Below are 17,949 nucleotides of genomic sequence, written 5' to 3'. Positions count from 1 at the left end.
GCTAACGATTATTAAACACTTCTGTGTAATCGAATACAAGTAATTGAGCTTTATTTAAACACTGAGGCATGAATTGCCGGCCTAAAATATTTTCGGCTCCAGGCTTATTATGTTTACTGTTGGCGGTTACTTTAAAGCGCTTTGCTGCCTTTGGCTTAAGTCTTCATTTCTTTGTTTACTAATCCCTTTCTATAAATTACCTAAATGCCATCAAGAGAATAACTTTTTCATAGTGCCCCCGGATTTAGCTTAAAGCATCTGCTAGAACTCGCTTCTCTAAAGTTTTATGATCAAGAGCTAGGCCGCATGATTACATATAATAACGATGCTTCTAAGCTCTAGCTCAGATGATGTTTTTAGGGGGATTAAAGGGATATAAAGCGTAAATAAAATAAATGGGTTATTGGCAATTAATCGCATCTGCTCAAGTGTAACTTGTTCTATGTGCTATAGTTATAAAAGGATCTTAATTTTCCAAGGAAGAGATTATGCTTGGCACTATTATACTAGTATTATTAATCCTTTTTCTCATCGGTGGATTACCTACCTGGGGCTATAGCCGAGAATGGGGATATCGTCCGGTCAGTATTATTGGGCTTATATTGGTGATATATCTCATTTTAGTATTATTAGGTAGGGTTCCACTAGGATAAAATGGAGTTCTATGTTAACAATCAATTGATTTGATACATTATAAATTATCCCTAGTATTTTCGATGCATCCCTTAACCGAGCAGGAAGGTAAGGGAAAAAATTCTTTTAAAAAATAAATAGAAAAAGATGCTTGGGTTATGTTGATCTCATTGGTTTCACAAAAAGTATAGCTGTAGCAGAATCAGGTGGATCGATAATAAGTCTTTTTCAACTATATGAACTAGCCGAAATTTTCGTATAGTTGAACCAAAAGTTTTTTTTGAAAAAATTTTTGATATGCTGAGGACAGTCTGCCACCAGCACAAAGGAGGATACAGGAAGCGATAACTGAGGCAACGAATCAAAATTTTCCTATTTTGGGTAACATTTATTTTGAGCGAGCTCGCCAATCGATGGCGAAACTTAGATACAGAATTAGGTTGCTATATTATAGTTAAGACAAAAATGAAATCCACTCCCCAAGACAACTAAAACATGAAAGACTTCATGATATCCAAAGATGCTAGGAAAGGGATCCGGCCACTTAAAAGCATAGATCATAGCACCTAGTGTATAGGCAACTCCTCCTATTACTAATAACTGTATATTTGTTGTGTTTAGCGAAGATTTAATTTCGGGAAAATAGAGAACTCCAATCCAACCCATGGCAACATAAAGAAGCGCTCTAGTCCATTTTGGTACGTGAGTCCATATGGTCGTCATGAACATTCCAATTATTGCTATTAGCCAAAGGATGGATAAAAGCTGCAATCCAGACGCGTTCTTTAACTTAAGTAGACAAATGGGAGTTGCTGTTCCTGCGATTAAAACAAAAATAGCCGCATGATCAATGCGTCTCAGTAATAAATATTTTTGCCGACTCCACATGCGGGTATGATAAAGCGCGCTGACACCATATTGTCCAATAAGGCTTATACTATATATTACACTGGCAAAAATGGCACAAGCCTCTTTGCTGTAGATGATTAGTATAGTGCATGCACAAAGAGCAATAAAAAATGCAGCTAGATGTATATATCCACGTGCAAGAGGTTTCATACTTAATAGCCTACAAATTATTTAAATTCTTAATAAAGGGTTTACGGTATAGAAATTACATGAGATTTTACTGTAGATTAGGGGGCAAGTCTTTTGATAATAGTATTTAATTTTAAGTTAATCTCAGAATATTCTGCTAATTTGTTAGAAAGTGTAAAAATGGCATTTGCAATCGCCGCATAGTGTGTCAATCCAAAAGCCTTAGCAATTTCCTTTAAACCGATAATCGTAAACCTTTTTTGCAATATACATGGCTATTTTTCTAGGTATATTTTTACTTTTTCTACCTTTTCGAGGCATGGCAATGAATTGAATGTTTTGAGAAAATTCCTTAGCAGTTTCCTCGAAGAGGGGATGTGCGTTCTTTAGCAAAGAAGCTTTTTATTCCATCCGGCTCCAAGTAAAACTGGCCTTATAATGTAACCCAGAGAGGCCATGCTAAAAGTAGCTGAATTATCTGGAGTGCTTTTTACTGATGATATTTTATCTAACTTTTCTCCTTGGGTGCATCCTCTTTCTTTTTATTCGGCTTGATAAACAAACTTATCGGTAAGGCGAATAATTTAATTTCATTTTGCGAGAAAGGTAATATCTCTTTTCCAGAATAAAAAATGACACCATATTGAAATTTTGAAGGATTAAATTCTGCTAACTTTATTAATCCTTTAAAGTCGTGCATATTTATAGTTGTTGATGCTTTGATTTCAACCCCTATGATCTGATGATTATCCCGCTCTAATACAATATCTACTTCATTTTGATATTTGTCTCGAAAATATAATAACTCTACCTTCTCTTCTGACCAACTGTTTTGCTTAAGTAATTCCATATAGATTAAATTTTCTAAAAGTTCTCCAAAGCGCGGGCTATTTATTAACTGGTCTGCATTTTTCATACCTAAATGTGATATTCCGGGAAATCCATATAAAATGTGAGATTAATCATAGACCAACCTCTTGTTGTAGAGCTTAAATTTCAGGTTAAATTATATTTAAGACATTCCATACAAAATTGATGGAACATATGGGACAAGTGGGACATTCAATAATAATTTTATGAGCGCGTAAGGACGCTTGAGCGTAGTTAGTTAAAAGCTTATCTCGAAATCAAAGTCATTAAAGCATCTTGAGTTATTATCTTAATACGATAGATGTCTATAGTTGTTCATCTGGTCTTAAGGTAAGTGCCTCATATCCATCATCTGTTACTAAAATAGTATGTTCCCATTGTGCAGATAATTTATGATCTTTTGTGACAATAGTCCAACCATCTCCTAAAGTCCTGACCTCTTTCCTACCCAAATTGAGCATTGGTTCAATAGTAAAAGTCATTCAGGTTTGTAATTGTAATCCGGTATTGGGTTTGCCAAAGGCATAACGTCAGGTTTTTCCCACTGTTATTGATAGATTATAATTTATTGATCATTGATGCTGAGGTGTGCTTTCTTCCATCAGAATTACCTCATCGAACGTTGGTTGAAGTTTTTCTCGTCCTCTGTTGGCCTGGGATGTGGTTTTAACCTGGGATAGGCAGTTTCATGTATTGCAGTCATATTGAAGTTTGGTTATCTTTAATGCGGCTGAAAACACTGGTTTATGGCCATGATAAAATCAAGATTTTAGAACCTTATATTTAAAGGGCTTCCGACAGACCAATCTCAGGTATTTTTGGCCTAGTATGAAGGCAGGAGTTTATGCCGGTTTTTCAACGCATGACCAACACACATTGGACATGCAAATTTGAGGCTATGAAAAAATATGCCAAAGCTCGGGATTGGCCTATTGAAAGTGAAATTACTGAAATTGGGTCAGGAGCTAAAGACCGTCCGAAACGGACAAAATTAATCAATCAAGCAAAGCGACGACAAATTGATGTTATTATTGTTTGGAAGTTGGCTCGATTTCATAAGGCTTATGATGATAACCAGGCTGCAATTCATATTATTTTCAATAGCTGGAATGCTATTTTTTTCAACAACCCAAGCAGCTTCACTATCTGCTGTAGAAAAACAAATTAGTAAATATATAACTCAACAAAAAGATGAACAGCTTTCTTTATTAGAAAAATTAGTCAATATTAATAGTGGTACTGCTAATATTGACGGGGTTCACCTGGTTGGAGAAATTTTACGATCGCAATTTGAACAACTAGGATTTAAAACGCGATGGGTAGAAGAACCTGCTAATATGCATCGAGCAGGATCCTTGATTATAGAGCGCAAAGGTACAACTGGGAAGAGACTACTGCTCATAGGTCACTTAGATACAGTTTTCCCAAAGGATAGTCTGTTTCAAAAATTTGAGCGACATGGAAATATTGCCACAGGGCCTGGTGTAATTGATGATAAAGGAGGAGATCTTGTTATTCTCTATGCATTAAAAGCGTTGCAAGCTGCTCATGCTCTCGATAATGCTACCATTACTGTTGTGTTAACTGGCGATGAAGAAGACTCTGGAAAACCAACATCCATTTCAAGAAAACCATTATTTGAGGCTGCGCGGAAGAGTGATATTGCTTTAGATTTTGAGTGGGCTATTACTTCTGACACAGCAACCATTGCTCGTAGAGGTATTACTAATTGGATGCTTGAAACGCAAGGAAATGAGGCTCATTCTTCCGAAATTTTTCAGAAATCAGCTGGCTACGGAGCTATTTTTGAGTTAACACGCATCCTTAACACCATGCTCACACAACTTTCAGAAGAAAAATATTTATCTTTTAGTCCGGGACTTATTTTTGGGGGAACGACTATTAGTTATGACAAAAGTAAGTCGCAAGGTTCGGCTTTCGGGAAAGGTAATGTCATTGCCAGAACCGCGATGACAAAAGGAGACTTACGGTTTTTAACTGTTCATCAAAAATTAGATGCAGAGAAGCGAATTATAGCAATCGTGAAAAAACATTTACCTGGCACTACTGCCTCAATTAATTTTCAAGATGGAATTCCTGCCATGCCGCCCAGTTCTAGTAATTTAGAGCTATTGAAAAAGTATAGTCGTGTAAGTAACGATTTAGAATATGGGGCAATTAAGCCTCTTGATCCAGGAGTTCGCGGTGCTGGTGATATTTCTCATATAGCATCTATAGTATCTGCCGATTTGGCAGGATTGGGTGCGTTAGGGACAGGGGCTCATTCAACAAAAGAAACACTGAATATTGATTCGTTACCCATTCAGACGCAGCGCGCGGCAATACTAATTTATCGACTGATACACGTTAAAGAGACATCGGTAAATTGACATTATGTATAATTAAGCATCTTTAGCGATTGATCAGATGCAGACTAACAGGTTACCAAGTGATGTGAATTTCAAACATCAACTGGTTCTTTGCGTCAGGCTCCCGACCGAACCTCCTAATGTTGATCGAAAACAGGGTCTACCTATACCCATCAGGCCTATTACACTTCGCTAATACAGGCTCGTTATTGCAGTTTTTTTGAAGAAGTAACATCACTTTCTAATGTTTCTATTTCTTTCGTTTTCATCCCATGTTTATATGCTTTCTGAAGATCATCATATAAAGGTTGCACTATTTTTTTCCTAAACTCTTCATTATTGGATTCAAGGCTGTAGGTAATACGGTGGCAGGGTTGATTCTGTTTATCCATAGATACTTGTAGGTGAATAGAGACATATCCTATAGGTGAGTCAAGATTAGCTATAACCGGTGTTTCAATGTTGTGAAAATTTTTAATAGACCGAATCGGTATTTTAATAAAATAGTTAATTCCGTTTTCATCAGCACTGATTGTTGCTGATTTATCTTTAGTTGAAAATTGGGGAATCCAGTTGACATTCGCGGATTTACAAAGTAATTCAACCATATTTCCCCCGCTGTTAGTGACATTTTGCCCTGCAAGGTATGAAAAATATTCGCCCTGTATTGGTTTTTCTCCTGCCAATGACTCCATGGTTTCTTGCAACCACCTTAATTGACCTTCCGTTTGTTCCGCTATAATGCCTCCCAATAAAGCGATTTGCTTTTTATTTTTATAAATCTTGATTTCAGGCTTATTTCTATAGAGATCAATACAAATGTTTGTGAGGCTATAGTTTTCTTTTGCTGTATCTATATTCAGGTTCTTTAATTGATTATAAGTATTAATGTGTTCTCGCAGCATATTTTCCGGATCATGGATAGTCTCTTGCTGTTGTTGACCATGACTAGCAGAACACCGTTGATTCAGTGCCCCAATTAATTCACCAATTGAGAAATTAACATTTTTTACATGAGGCTTTGTTTTGAAAAGTTTATTGAACATGGTGCACCTCTTGGTCAGAAAAATGAGTTATTCATGGTAAAATTAAATAATCATAGCCATATTATCTAAAATCACTTAGTATATTTATTATGCTATATGATCAATATTAAGATAATATTAACAGTCGAAAAATTGACTAAAGGAATTCCAACCATGGCGATCGAAAGCAAAGCGCTTGCAGCTCATATTTCTAAAGCAAATATTCTTAACTTGTACAATCAGGAAATTACTAATCAAGATTTAAAATCAATTACAGAACAGTTAATGCATTATCCCTTTTTAAAAGGTCTCAATTTATCAAAAAATCCGATTACTAAAGAGGGACTTATTATTTTAATGGAAGCCCTAAGCAGTAAATTCCCCAATATCAAACAGTTGAATTTAAGTTTCAATCATCTGAATGAAGACTGTCTTGATTTATTAAGAGCAAATAAAACCATTCATCAAGCGGTATTGATGAATACTGGAATAGAAAATGAAGAACAAATAAAATTGTGTGGAATTTACAATCAAAATGAAAAGAGCTATTTGCGAAAAATAGCTCTTTTCAAACAAGCTGGAGCTACTTTATTACAGGGACATAGGCAAAACACGAGCAACTTATACAAACTTGATCATAACCTTATTTTAACTATTCTAATTTACACGGCCGATGTTAATGAATGCCCATTTAATTGCATCTTGCTTTGTCTGTTTTTAATGAAAACATATTGCAATAATAATAAGTCCCCAATACGCTCATTTGGGCTTGAAGAAGCTTATACAAATTTATCCACTGAAGAGCAAGAAACAGCTGTCCGAATTACTCATACTTTTTTCCCTCATTCCCCATTGAGGCTCTCATTAAGAAATAACACAGAGGAGGTATCCAAAAAATGTTGCATCCAATGAAAGATACCATCCATCTTTGCATAGTAGCGCGTTTCTTTTTCAATGCGTACGTAATGAAACGGTTCTCTTTTTAGCTCAATCAAATGAAACCAAAGTGGAGTCAATAGAAATAACATTAGACGATGCCGACACACTAATTGTCACCGAACTAAGTCGATTGGGTCGAAGCACAGGGGAGGTCATAGGCTTAGTTAATGAGTTAATCAAAAAACAAGTGCGTGTGATTGTCATTAAGCAGAACTTAGACAGGAGGTAACATGATATGACATCAAAAGTGATGATTATCCTGTTTTCACTCTTTGCCGAAGTTGAGCGAGATCTCATTAGTCTAAGAACCAAAGAGGTGTTAGCGAATAAAAGGGATTGGAAGTGTAATCACCTGGTTTATTACACCTCCTCTCTAAAGTTTTAACTCTTGTTCTACTGCTTCAACTATTTTAATTGATTCAGACCGCTCTTGCTTGAAGAAGCTGTTAGCCTGTCCAAAGGAGGCTACCCAAATAATTGCATTAGCAATTACTTTTAATAGATTGGTTAGATAAGTCCCCCAGTCCAAATCCCTTTCCAACATCGGTCTTGCTTTATCGATCAAGGCTTTACATGTATTTTCAAACCCTTTATTTACATTTGTAATATTCATGTCCAAATTATTAAGCTCAATTAAGTAGTTGATCTTGGCTTCTTGCAATGCATTTAATAATCGCTCGGAGGTAACGAGAGCTTCTTTAAAATGATGCTGATCAATATCGCCAATTTTTCGTGATAGTTCGTCCAGTATGTTGTTGATCTTCAGTTCCGTTGAACTTATAAATATTTTACGATGCTGTTTGTGCAATTGTTCACTCAGTTGTTGTTCACGTAGTTGTTGTTCACGTAGTTGTTGTTCACGTAGTTGTTGTTCACGTAGTTGTTGTTCACGTAGTTGTTGTTCACTCAGTTGTTGTTCGCGCAGTTGTTGTTCGCGCAGTTGTTGTTCGTGCAGTTGTTGTTCGCGCAGTTGTTGTTCGCGCAGTTGTTGTTCACGTAGCTGTTGTTCGCGCAGTTGTTGTTCGCGCAGTTGTTGTTCACGCAGCTGTTGTTCACGCAGTTGTTGTTCACGCAGTTGTTGTTCACGCAGTTGTTGTTCACGCAGTTGTTGTTCACGCAGTTGTTGTTCACGCAGTTGTTGTTCACGTAGTTGTTGTTCACGCAGTTGTTGTTCACGCAGTTGTTGTTCACGCAGTTGTTGTTCACGCTCGATGTGTTGCTCTCTACCTTTTTCTTTCAACTGATTTGAGTTTACATATTGCTCCAAAAGGGGAACGCATTTTTCTTTATAAAATCTGTAAACAGTAGGCATAACTTTTTTGATAGCATTTTCTGATATACCAAATGCAATTTGCTCCATCGGGCGAACAATGATTTCTACACGCATGGTGTGACCCGTCTTATAAATGCAATTATCAATATTAGTGGAATCAAGCTTATAAGAAGGTTCTTTTTCTAAGTGGTGTACTACAGTAGTCCATACAGAACGTTCACTACTTGTTAATGTATTCTCATCTAAAGTTTTTCGATATTTTTGATCCTCTATTATTGCTCTATCTAATTCTCTTTCTTCCTCACTTCCTGCTATTACAGGCGATGATTCTCTTTTGAGAATATGGTCAAATAGGAAGTGTAATCCTTCATGAATAAGTGTTCCTATATGAGTTGAATCTATATTATTGTTGTAGGAATTAATAATTGAATTAGAAATAATAACTTTATTTAAGCTGTCATAGAATCCAGCAGTTCCAGCTCCTTTCCCACGTTCTCTGCCTAATGAACCACAATGGAGATTGCTCCCTGAAAATAGTATATTTGCCTTTGCTTCATGTAGAGCGATACCTAATGCCGCTATTACAAGATTAGTTTTGGGATCGTTATATAAGCGAGTTAGTTCTTTATTGATTAATTGTCTATGTTCTTCTCTATTTTGCCACAACTCTTTTGTGATCTTTTGCTTTGTTATTGGATCATGGGATGTCATTGTCCCCCATACTCCCGTTTGAAAATAAGTATGGGCCAAGAGGAGATCGAGAGGGGATGATGACATCTTATTAAGATCATGTTTTTGAATGGGGTCATTATCTAGAAGTAATTTATGTCTGACTTTGATGAGGTAATCGCCTTTTTCATTTACCTCACAAAGAAAATCACGGTATCTTTGTGTTGATACTTTGTAAGGGTTAGTAGAACGATTAAATGTACTATCCATATAGTTATCATTTTTTACTTCGATACCTGAAGTCAAGACAGCACTAATTAATAATTTTGTGGCATAAATTTGTGTGTGATCATTAATGTCAATTCCAAACTCATTAGCTTTTATTTCAGGATTATAAAAAGCAGCAAAGAACTCTTCAAAAGATATTTTTTCACCTAAGTTAATTGGAGAGGACGGTAAATTATCACACTCTCGGATTAATTCATTTTTTTGTGCTTCCGAAAAATTATTAAAGTGATCAAAGCCGAATTGTCCATATAGCACGTGCAGTGCAATCACTCCGACGGATTTTCTCCCGTTAAAATTAATTAGCGGCTCCTTGTTTTTTAACATGGCGTACCTAAATTTGTAAAAATAGTCGATTATTTTAGTTTTTTGCTCCGTAGAAAGTGGATCATTTTTGAATGTTGCAAATTGCTCTGGAGATTTTTGAAATAGCTCTTGTGTATATACTAAATAATCTATTTGACAATTCTCAGCTAAGTTGGGGTCTTCTAAATCAATCATCTTATATGTTTCATTAATATTCTTTATAAAGTCACTAAATAAAGTTTCAACGCTTAATTCCTTAGGTTGGCTGAGAAAACCATCAGGAGCACTTGTTCTAACACTTCTCGTCGTAGCAACAGTTTTAATCCGTTGAATAAGATCCGATATTTCCTGAAGTATTTGAGACGTTTTATTTGTTGCTTCATTAAGTCTCTCCTTGCAGCGAGGTTCGATAATATTTTCTCCATTGAGAATTTTTCGAGTAGCCATTACTTGCAAGCTATAAAGGTTTTTTATTTGGTTATCTAAGCTTTGAGAGATGTTTTTAAGTTCTAGATTTGATTCAGACTCTACGTTTATATTCTCAATATAACTTTTAATTTGACTACAGATGTCGATTAATTGTAATAGGTGGATACGAGTCATGGATTAATAATCCTTATAATTAAATTATTCTGTACAACCTAAAAATAATATGTGTAATTTGCGAGCTTCATTATAAAAAAGTAACCTTAAGGAACCATTAACAAGCGGATTTTGTTGTTTTTTCAACACAAGACAAAAATTATTGGAAGATTAGATGGATATTTGTTAGCGGTTTGTTGTTGGAAGGTACGAAATTGCCCGCGGCATGCCTATAACTTTTTAGTAGTGTAGGCTGCAGCCGGTAAATTTCCTACCTTAATATAAAGAGCCCCATACAGTTTACATAAGGTGTTTCTGTTGATTTATTAGGGTAGGGGAGCAATCCCTAATGATCATTATATTGAATAAATAAATCCTTCTATATAAACTCATAATTGAAATAGAAATGCCTGAATTAAAAACTGAATGCAAAGGATGATGCTTGAGATAAAAAAACTGCATAGTCTACAAACTATGAATAATGACATCCCTAAGGCACAACATGATTAAAATTGATCACACGTTACTAAGCGAAGAAGCCTTAGAAAATTTAATTATTGATATCATTACCCGCCAAGGTACCGATTATGGGGAGTATGAAATCGATATTCAGATGAAGAAAAAGCAGCTGTTGCGTAACTTACGGTGTGGAGATGCGGTCATAGTATACTTCTCCAAAGAAGATACTTGCGACATTATTAGACGAGAAGATTTTCTCAACCTTAGCCAATTTGGCTGTTAACGTATATTTTGATGCATATCTGTCCTTATTTTTTGCATTTGTAACAAATACCTTATGGCCGCTTTTTTGTCAGAGTATCCCTCAGTGGAAAGTAGATTAAGCTCCAAGTGCTTCCTACCTCTCTCATCAATGAGAAGATATTCTGTTAATCTTGAGGATGGCTCAGTGAGAAAAACGGTTTTAGCTCTTTGTGGAGTAAGGTGGCTAAACTCTTTTTTTAGCGCCTATACCCACACAAAAGAGTGATTAGAATATTTTATTAGATGACCGTGAAACGTGATGCTTTGCTTAAAGTTTATTACTTTTACTCAGAAAAGCCATGTTAAAAGTAGCTGAATTATCAGGAGTGACCTTTACTGTTCATGACTTAAGAAGAACCTTTGCTACTACAGCAGAGAGCCTTGATTTGTAAAGCGATTACTCAATCATAAAATGACTCATGATGTTATATTATGCGGGATGTTGAGCGATTACGAAAACAGATGATTATTTGATTCGACAGATGGCAGGAAATTTAGAAACCGTAGATGAAGTAGTTTAAAGGAATATGGGATTTAATGGGTGTTCGTTATTCGCAAACAATGAACACCTAAAAACGGTGCTTACTCAGGTTCTTGAAAAAGCCTATCAGCACCGATCAAGGGAATAATTCTATATAACACCTCTTCCATTACTAAAGGTTCGGCTTCAACAATAAATTTTGCTTTGCGATCGTTCCAGGATAGCGTTTGAATCAAACTGGCAGCAACAACAGAAGGTTCGTCAAGATTATCGATTGGAACTTCGGTAGTACCTCCGCGAATACTAGTGCTTATAGGGCAGCAAATAATCAATCCAGTTGCACGATTGTATTCTTTAGAAGACAAGACCAAAGCAGGGCGATATTTACCAATTTCTTTCCCCTTTGTTGGTTCAAAGTCTAGCCAAATAATATCATTTCTTTCAGGTATGTATGATTTAGCCATTATTGCTCAATCTCATTTGGCGCAAGCGTGGCAAGTAAATCTGCATGGGCAGTCTGAGCTGATAAACCTTTTAGAAGATCTGATTCTTTGAATGGAAAATGGTTCCTCTTTTTGGATTTAGTAACAGTAAAACCTGCTTCAGTGACTTCAATATCCACTTCAGTTCCTTCTTTAAGATGTGGTATTTCACGCATAGCACCGCTTATGCGCAAGGCCAAGCCGTTACCCCATTTTTGAATTTTTGCATGTAATGTCATGTGTGCACCTAACGTATCTACATTGTATATATTAAAAGTATACACCATGTATCAACAGTTATCCAAGCAATAGTATTCATTTGGCAAGGCAAAACAAGGTGGGATAAGTGGAACATGCCCATAAATACTGAGTAAAACTTGTCCCACGGTCTAATTATATTGGTGGGACAGGTGGGACAACCGGTTGTATACAGAGCTTTTTTTTCTTCTCAATGGACCTATTTACAGCGTTTATTACTATTTAATTTGTAACTCTTGACATTATTTTTAATCTGGATCAATACTCACTCGTTAGTTTTAAAAAGCTTTCCTGGTTCATAAAGAACTATCAACGTTTAGGAGTTGAAGTATCTTCGATTTTCTAATCCCTCAAAGAGACCTATAGAAAGTCAATTGATGTTCAAGGTGCATGGATTCAACCGGACTGCAGTATGCCGAATTGAGTAATCAATTGACGGGGTTTCTTATGTCTATGAATAAACTATGGATTTAGGAATTTTGAAAATTATAGAGTGTGTGTTAAGGTGCTCTGCGGTTGATTAAAGCTTCCCCATTAAATGAGAAATAGCCCTACATTGTGTCTACATGAAATTTTAGTGAATTCGGGAACCACCACGTAACCTATTGATTTACATGGTGGCCAGAGGCGGAATCGAACCACCGACACGAGGATTTTCAATCCTCTGCTCTACCGACTGAGCTATCTGGCCCCGAGGGTTGCTATTAGACTCCGAGATGAGCTTTGAGTCAAGTGTTTGTTTATATTTTTTTTGAAAATAGCTGTTTTTGGTAGGCAATTGCGATTTGTGCGCCCAATAAAGCATTATTTTTAATCAATTCGATATTAGCTTCTAGGCTTCTTCCGGCAGTTAACTCCGCTATTCTTCTTAATAAAAATGGAGTGAGTGCTTGACCATTAATATTTTTTGCTTCTTTATGGGCTTGCTGAATAAAGGGCATGATTTCATCGTCTGAAATTTCTGCTTCCACGGGAATCGGGTTTGCTATGACTATTCCATTATTCATTTGTAACATACGTTGGTATGTCATCAACTTTGCTACCTCTTTGACACTATCTAAGCGATGAATTACAGGAATACCGCTAGAACGGCTATAGAATGCAGGAAATTCATTGGTAGCATAGCCTATAACAGGTACTCCTTGTGTTTCTAGAACCTCCAATGTTTTGGGTAAATCCAAGATGGATTTAGCTCCAGAGCAAATTACGGTCACTGGTGTATTGGCAAGTTCCATAAGATCCGCAGAAATATCAAAGCTTGATCCCACCTCGGGATGAACTCCACCGATGCCGCCAGTTACAAATAAGGGTAAATTAGCCAGATGTGCGCAGAACATGGTTGCGGCGACAGTAGTGCTTGCAGTCATTCGACGACTTAAAACATAGGCAATATCGCGGCGCGATGCTTTCATTATTTCTTTGTCTTCAGCAAGATGCTCCATAGTTTTTTGACTAAGGCCAATATGAATTTGGCCTTGGTAAAGAGCAATAGTAGCGGGTACGGCTCCTTGTTCACGAACAATAGCTTCTACCTGAATAGCTGTAGATAAATTATCAGGGTAAGGCATTCCATGTGAAATAATTGTAGATTCTAGTACAACTACAGGTTTTCGGTTATGGATTGCTTCTTCTACTTCAGGATTAATGAGCAGTAGTTCGTGAAACATATATTCTTCCTTTATTCTTGCGTCCTATAGCCAGATGGTTTCTCAGAACCTTCGCCAAAAAAGTATTTCTGCATTTCCTCTTTTAAAAATTCGCGCGAGTTGGCTTCCAGTAGATTAAGCCTGTATTCATTAATGAGCATGGTTTGATGAGTTAACCACATATTCCAGGCTTTTTGAGAAACTTCATTAAATATTTTATCACCTAGAGATCCCGGAAAAGGAGGTTTTTTCATGCCTTCTGCTTCTTCTTTTAATTTACAACAAAATATAATTCTGCTCATGTTTTATCCATATTTTAGGCCTCTTTCATCACTTTCTTGCAGAGAGCAATTGCGTTTTTAGCACCGCGATCGAATTTTTATGCACTTGTGTGCACCTTGGGGTTATTCTTCCACTCCTCTTAACACCGGCTCTCCACAGCGAGCTTCTAAAGAGTTTTTTATCAGGGAAATACATTATCCTGAAAAAAGAGATTCAAAGCTACTGTACCCGTTAATCTGCACGACTCTTTACTTGCGCCTGTAAAATATGTTGAGAAAGTAATTGCTCTTGTTCACTCGTCAATCCACCAAATGCAACGGAAGTGCGATAATGGGTTTCTGCTTGATATTGGCTATAGACTACTGTCGCATCGACGATGATAGGGATCATCTTGGGTTTAGTATAAATAACAATTTTTAAGGTGGTTTTTTCTTTTATAAGTTCACTTGTTCTAAAGGCCATACCACCTAAGCTGATATTGACTTTACGCAGCTGTACTTTACGTGTCATCAGCATTTGACGACATAAATAATCAATCTTGGCATTTAACAGATTAAGATAATGAGCTAATGCAGGCTCTTTGAGTCCTAATGCTTGTGTTAATTCCGCCAGTTCGTAATCTATGTTTTGGAAGTATTGCGCTGCTTCCATATATCGTTGCCCACTTTCGCCTAACAACTGATTAGTTAGTGCGATGTCGGAACAGAACTCTCCTGGGTTTACAATTCGATAATCGAAGTATAAATGATCATCAATCCGAAAATGTTGACGTCTTTCATGTACTGGCATAATCGCTCCATTAAGTCCGTTTGATGAAAAAGTAATTTTTCATAGTCCCATACATCTATTACCTAAGGTAATAGCCTCGTCTAATTGAATTTTTTGGGAATTATTGGATTCAGACATTGGTATTCTAGTCAACTTTTGATTTAAATTCATAGGGATAAACAAAAGATTAATTTGAGTTACTCTATGGCTAGGCTCAGTAAAAGTGAGTTTTTTTATTCTACCGTCCACTGGTCATTCTCTATGATTTAATTAGACTTATCTATAACTATAGACAGAGTTTGCTCTCTTGGTGAAAAAATAATACATTTTTTGTCATTAAGAGTAATTCAATTGATGTTATGGCGTTGTAGGTCAAGAAAAAAGCCATTCACTTTTTCTTTAACAGAAAAAAGTGAATGGCTTGGGTGGATAATTATGCTTGTAGCATAGGTGTTGATGTTAATTCCTCTTCCAATTCATCTGGCATTGGTGGTTCAAAATTAATATCCTTAATACGAACTCTGTGGTCAAGCTTGTTTGGTGATTTCCCTTTTCCACTGCCATCACCTCTTTCAAGAGTAGATTTAAAGCTTTGCACTCGTTCATGTGTCGTTGAGCTAGGAGTATCTCCAAAGAAGTTAAGCTTACTAAAACGACTTGCAAGTCCTTCTCTCTTTTTGGGATTCTCTTTTTTATTTTCTGCATTGTGGTGAATTACTGTAGTACTTGTCGGTAAGGGGCCGTCTTCCTTATCCGCTTCTTTGTGGTGAATTACAGTAGTACCAGAAGGCAAAGGCCCCTCTATTTTTTCTTTTTCGTTTTCTGATAATTCTTGTTTATCAGTGGCATTATAATTGATCTTTATAGTAGCTGATATTTCGTCGTCGTCCTCTTCCTCTTCTGAGTCAGAAGATAATGACAAGGTAAGAGTTGTTCTCGGAAGAGAAGTAGTGGATGTTCTTTGTTCCGCGCACTCTTCGTCATCAGAAACGACAACATCTTGTAAATCAGGATTTTTTACCACAATTTTATCCAGATTATCATTGATAAGATCTTTAAAGTATATGGATTCTAACCTACCTAAGCTCTCTAGCTCAGATGGGGGAAGAAACATCAGATGTGAGAAATAGGTTTGAAATTCTTCACCTTCTAAATTTATTCCCATGCTGTCTTTAATGTCTTCAATACGAGTAACTTTCTCAACTCTGAAGAAACCAAAAGAGAATATATGGAAGAATTTTCTATACCAAGGAGCCTCTTGCCAATCCCTATTTAACAGTTCTGCTTCAATCGATTTTGTAAAGAACGATTCAGCACACCCTCTGTAGCATTTTATCGCCAACTTTTCAGCAAGTCGTGTCAAGCGATGATCTATAGAGTCACGAGTAAATAATTTGATAAACAACTGGTTCGCTTGGGTCAATAGTTCTGTGTCAGCCAGATCACCATTTAATAAGTTGTTTATGGCATCTACGTCTTCTTGAATTCCTATATTTTTTGAAGGCAACAGTTCCTCTAGTTTTTGATAGAAGCTCTCACTAGGTTGCATACGGAAATGAAGCAACTCATGGAATTGTCTAATCGATAACCTTTTTTCTGGTTCAGAGCGAGTCAGTTCTTGAACAAGTAATGACAAATTCATTATCGTTCTTGTCTCCCTTGTTTCTTTTGTAGCTGAAGTAAAATAGGAGATTGCTGTGCGCTCTGGTTTTCTAAAGTCGTCAGGATGCTCTCCTAATTGAGTTAAAATTAAAAACTCCTTTAAGGCCATACCAAGTTGGTAGGCCATTACGGCGGGCATATTAACCTTAGTACGACCTTGAGTCGCGTTGTAGCCTGTCCAATCTTCGTTTAGACAGTTTATTATTTCATCGGGCGCATATTCAGGAGAAACTCGTAGTGTATTGACTAAAGGCTCTTCTTCGCGCACAAAGGTTTTTCTATCGCTGACACGGATAAGGTTATTATGGGCTAAAAAATTAGTTAATTTGATATCAGGATGGTAGGTTTTTGTTTCGATCAATTTGAGACAAAAATGACTAAGCAACGTAAAATAGTCCGCTGTTATTGGACCTATGTTCGACATACTTTCTTTTTGTTTATGTAAGGCACTAGCCAGATCAGCTAAGCTGCCTTGGTTAGCAAATTGACTTAACACCACTGGCTTGAGTTCAATAGGACTTTCTTGAGTTTTAAATGGCATCACGAATACGGCGAAATCCTCTATGAAATATTTTGATACTTCAAAAGAATGCAAGTCTTGTTCTAACCCTAATTCAGCCCTATCTTCTACTCTAAAAACAAAAAGATCTTTCCATCCACCCATCTTGAATTCAAAATTGGCATTATTATTGGTATGCGCCCCTAACACTTTAGTATGATAGGAAGGCGTAGGACCAGTATGGGCCGAAGTATCTTTTCCTTGGACTTCGTGAATTTTTTTCTTAGCCATTTCAACTATTTCAGAATGAAGTTTTATTCTGGTTTGAATTCTTTGATCACGAGCACTATAGGTGGCCAGCTGGTAGCAGTTAGCAATATAAAGCTCTTCCCACTGCTCATTTTGTTCATTTTTTAATAACTGGTCACGCTCTTGCATGAGAGGGTATTCATAACCTTTATTATTATCTACATCTAATTTCTCTTTAAATTTAGAATCTAGCCGCACCATTTCTACTGGTTCAATTTTTGCACATACAGCTTGAGCAAATTGTAATCCCTTCATAAAAAAAGAAGCGTGAGGATTGATTCCATACATTTCTAAATGTCTAAACCAACCCTTCTCACCAGGGTTATTGATCCAATCATATAGCTCAATATTCTGAGGCATGGTGTTTAAGACATAATTTATTTTTTGTAAATGAAAAAGACGTTTGATGTGATCATCTTCAGGTAATTTATTGAATTGATTTACTAATCCAATAAGTTTTCTATTTTTGCTGCTGAATGCGATGATTTGGGGTAATGCTAGTGCCATTGTTTGCTCCAGGGCAATAAAGTGTAAAAAAATAAAGTAATTTGTTTAAATAAAAAAACTTGCATAAAAATAGCACACTGAACCAGTCGTGACAAGTCTATTTTATGGTCAACAAGAAATTATTTGTTACTAAGCGGTTGAATATCTTTCCTGAGTCTATTGATTAGATTTTAGTGTGCGTGGTAAATAGGGATAAATAATCTATTTTGACATCAAAAAGTGTATTATTTTTGATGTTGAATTCATGTTAAATACTATCTTCATTAGGGTATTTTATGCTTTAATAGCCTATATTTTTTTAGTT

Annotated in this window: 16 protein-coding genes, 1 tRNA gene and 2 pseudogenes; 7 read left to right on the top strand and 12 right to left on the bottom strand. The window is 36.3% G+C overall.

The features are described 5' to 3' along the window. The first annotated feature begins 488 nt into the window (after nucleotides 1-488). Nucleotides 489-653: a DUF3309 family protein gene (locus LFA_RS19220; RefSeq protein WP_065814368.1), complete on the top strand. Its 165-nt coding sequence runs from the start codon at nucleotides 489-491 to the stop codon at nucleotides 651-653. Between the two features lie 415 nt (nucleotides 654-1,068). Here LFA_RS19220 and trhA read toward each other — a convergent pair whose 3' ends face one another. The 3 genes and pseudogenes from trhA to LFA_RS19470 all read right to left on the bottom strand — a co-directional run. Further along, nucleotides 1,069-1,692, bottom strand: coding sequence for a PAQR family membrane homeostasis protein TrhA (gene trhA, locus LFA_RS09780; RefSeq protein WP_045096025.1), 624 nt, complete (start codon nucleotides 1,690-1,692; stop codon nucleotides 1,069-1,071). 487 nt (nucleotides 1,693-2,179) lie between these two features. Then, on the bottom strand, nucleotides 2,180-2,587 hold the full coding sequence (locus LFA_RS09775) for a DUF4143 domain-containing protein (protein ID WP_045096024.1): 408 nt from the start codon (nucleotides 2,585-2,587) through the stop codon (nucleotides 2,180-2,182). Between the two features lie 259 nt (nucleotides 2,588-2,846). Then, nucleotides 2,847-3,085 (bottom strand): annotated as a pseudogene (locus LFA_RS19470) (type I methionyl aminopeptidase); the annotation flags it as partial. 300 nt (nucleotides 3,086-3,385) lie between these two features. On the opposite strand from LFA_RS19470, the gene LFA_RS09770 reads away from it, so the two are divergent. After that, nucleotides 3,386-3,709: a recombinase family protein gene (locus LFA_RS09770; RefSeq protein ID WP_045096023.1), complete on the top strand. Its 324-nt coding sequence runs from the start codon at nucleotides 3,386-3,388 to the stop codon at nucleotides 3,707-3,709. After that, complete coding sequence (locus LFA_RS09765; protein WP_045096022.1) at nucleotides 3,651-4,931, top strand: M20/M25/M40 family metallo-hydrolase; 1,281 nt, start codon at nucleotides 3,651-3,653, stop codon at nucleotides 4,929-4,931. The genes LFA_RS09770 and LFA_RS09765 overlap by 59 nt, the downstream gene beginning before the upstream one ends. 185 nt (nucleotides 4,932-5,116) lie before the next feature. Here LFA_RS09765 and LFA_RS09760 read toward each other — a convergent pair whose 3' ends face one another. After that, nucleotides 5,117-5,956, bottom strand: a complete 840-nt coding sequence (locus LFA_RS09760; RefSeq protein WP_045096021.1) for a hypothetical protein — start codon at nucleotides 5,954-5,956, stop codon at nucleotides 5,117-5,119. Between the two features lie 153 nt (nucleotides 5,957-6,109). On the opposite strand from LFA_RS09760, the gene LFA_RS09755 reads away from it, so the two are divergent. Next, entirely contained in the window at nucleotides 6,110-6,847 is a 738-nt protein-coding gene (locus tag LFA_RS09755; protein WP_045096020.1) for a hypothetical protein, read from the top strand. Nucleotides 6,848-6,941: 94 nt separating this feature from the next. Next, the gene (locus tag LFA_RS20330) at nucleotides 6,942-7,103 is read left to right on the top strand and encodes a recombinase family protein (RefSeq protein ID WP_231865932.1); all 162 of its coding nucleotides are present in this window, start codon (nucleotides 6,942-6,944) and stop codon (nucleotides 7,101-7,103) included. Nucleotides 7,104-7,247: 144 nt separating this feature from the next. On the opposite strand, the gene LFA_RS09745 is transcribed toward LFA_RS20330, so the two are convergent. Beyond that, entirely contained in the window at nucleotides 7,248-10,010 is a 2,763-nt protein-coding gene (locus LFA_RS09745) for a coiled-coil domain-containing protein (protein WP_045096019.1), read from the bottom strand. Nucleotides 10,011-10,491: 481 nt separating this feature from the next. On the opposite strand from LFA_RS09745, the gene LFA_RS09740 reads away from it, so the two are divergent. Then, a complete protein-coding gene (locus tag LFA_RS09740) occupies nucleotides 10,492-10,731 on the top strand; it encodes a YheU family protein (RefSeq protein ID WP_045096018.1) in 240 nt (79 codons plus the stop codon). Between the two features lie 310 nt (nucleotides 10,732-11,041). Further along, nucleotides 11,042-11,225: pseudogene (locus LFA_RS20620) on the top strand (integrase); the annotation flags it as partial. 108 nt (nucleotides 11,226-11,333) lie between these two features. Here LFA_RS20620 and LFA_RS09735 read toward each other — a convergent pair. The 7 genes from LFA_RS09735 to LFA_RS09700 form a co-directional block, all read right to left on the bottom strand. Further along, nucleotides 11,334-11,696 (bottom strand): type II toxin-antitoxin system PemK/MazF family toxin, encoded by a 363-nt coding sequence (locus LFA_RS09735; RefSeq protein WP_045096017.1) that lies wholly within the window; start codon nucleotides 11,694-11,696, stop codon nucleotides 11,334-11,336. Continuing rightward, a complete protein-coding gene (locus LFA_RS09730; protein ID WP_045096016.1) occupies nucleotides 11,696-11,953 on the bottom strand; it encodes an AbrB/MazE/SpoVT family DNA-binding domain-containing protein in 258 nt (85 codons plus the stop codon). The genes LFA_RS09735 and LFA_RS09730 overlap by 1 nt, the downstream gene beginning before the upstream one ends. 634 nt (nucleotides 11,954-12,587) lie before the next feature. Further along, a tRNA-Phe gene (locus tag LFA_RS09725) sits at nucleotides 12,588-12,663 on the bottom strand. 49 nt (nucleotides 12,664-12,712) lie between these two features. Then, nucleotides 12,713-13,639 carry a pseudouridine-5'-phosphate glycosidase gene (locus tag LFA_RS09720; protein WP_045096015.1) on the bottom strand — a complete coding sequence of 309 codons (927 nt, stop codon included), beginning with the start codon at nucleotides 13,637-13,639 and terminating at the stop codon, nucleotides 12,713-12,715. An 11-nt stretch (nucleotides 13,640-13,650) separates the two neighbouring features. After that, entirely contained in the window at nucleotides 13,651-13,920 is a 270-nt protein-coding gene (locus tag LFA_RS09715) for an oxidative damage protection protein (protein WP_045096014.1), read from the bottom strand. A 211-nt stretch (nucleotides 13,921-14,131) separates the two neighbouring features. Continuing rightward, nucleotides 14,132-14,689 (bottom strand): PilZ domain-containing protein, encoded by a 558-nt coding sequence (locus tag LFA_RS09710; RefSeq protein ID WP_045096013.1) that lies wholly within the window; start codon nucleotides 14,687-14,689, stop codon nucleotides 14,132-14,134. Nucleotides 14,690-15,101: 412 nt separating this feature from the next. Next, a complete protein-coding gene (locus LFA_RS09700; protein WP_052673931.1) occupies nucleotides 15,102-17,645 on the bottom strand; it encodes a hypothetical protein in 2,544 nt (847 codons plus the stop codon). Nucleotides 17,646-17,949 lie beyond the last annotated feature (304 nt).

The sequence above is a fragment of the Legionella fallonii LLAP-10 genome (genome assembly GCF_000953135.1).
In the GTDB taxonomy this organism is placed as follows: Bacteria; Pseudomonadota; Gammaproteobacteria; order Legionellales; family Legionellaceae; genus Legionella; species Legionella fallonii.
Note: the sequence above shows the minus strand (reverse complement) of the source record. Positions and strands in the feature narration are given on the sequence as shown.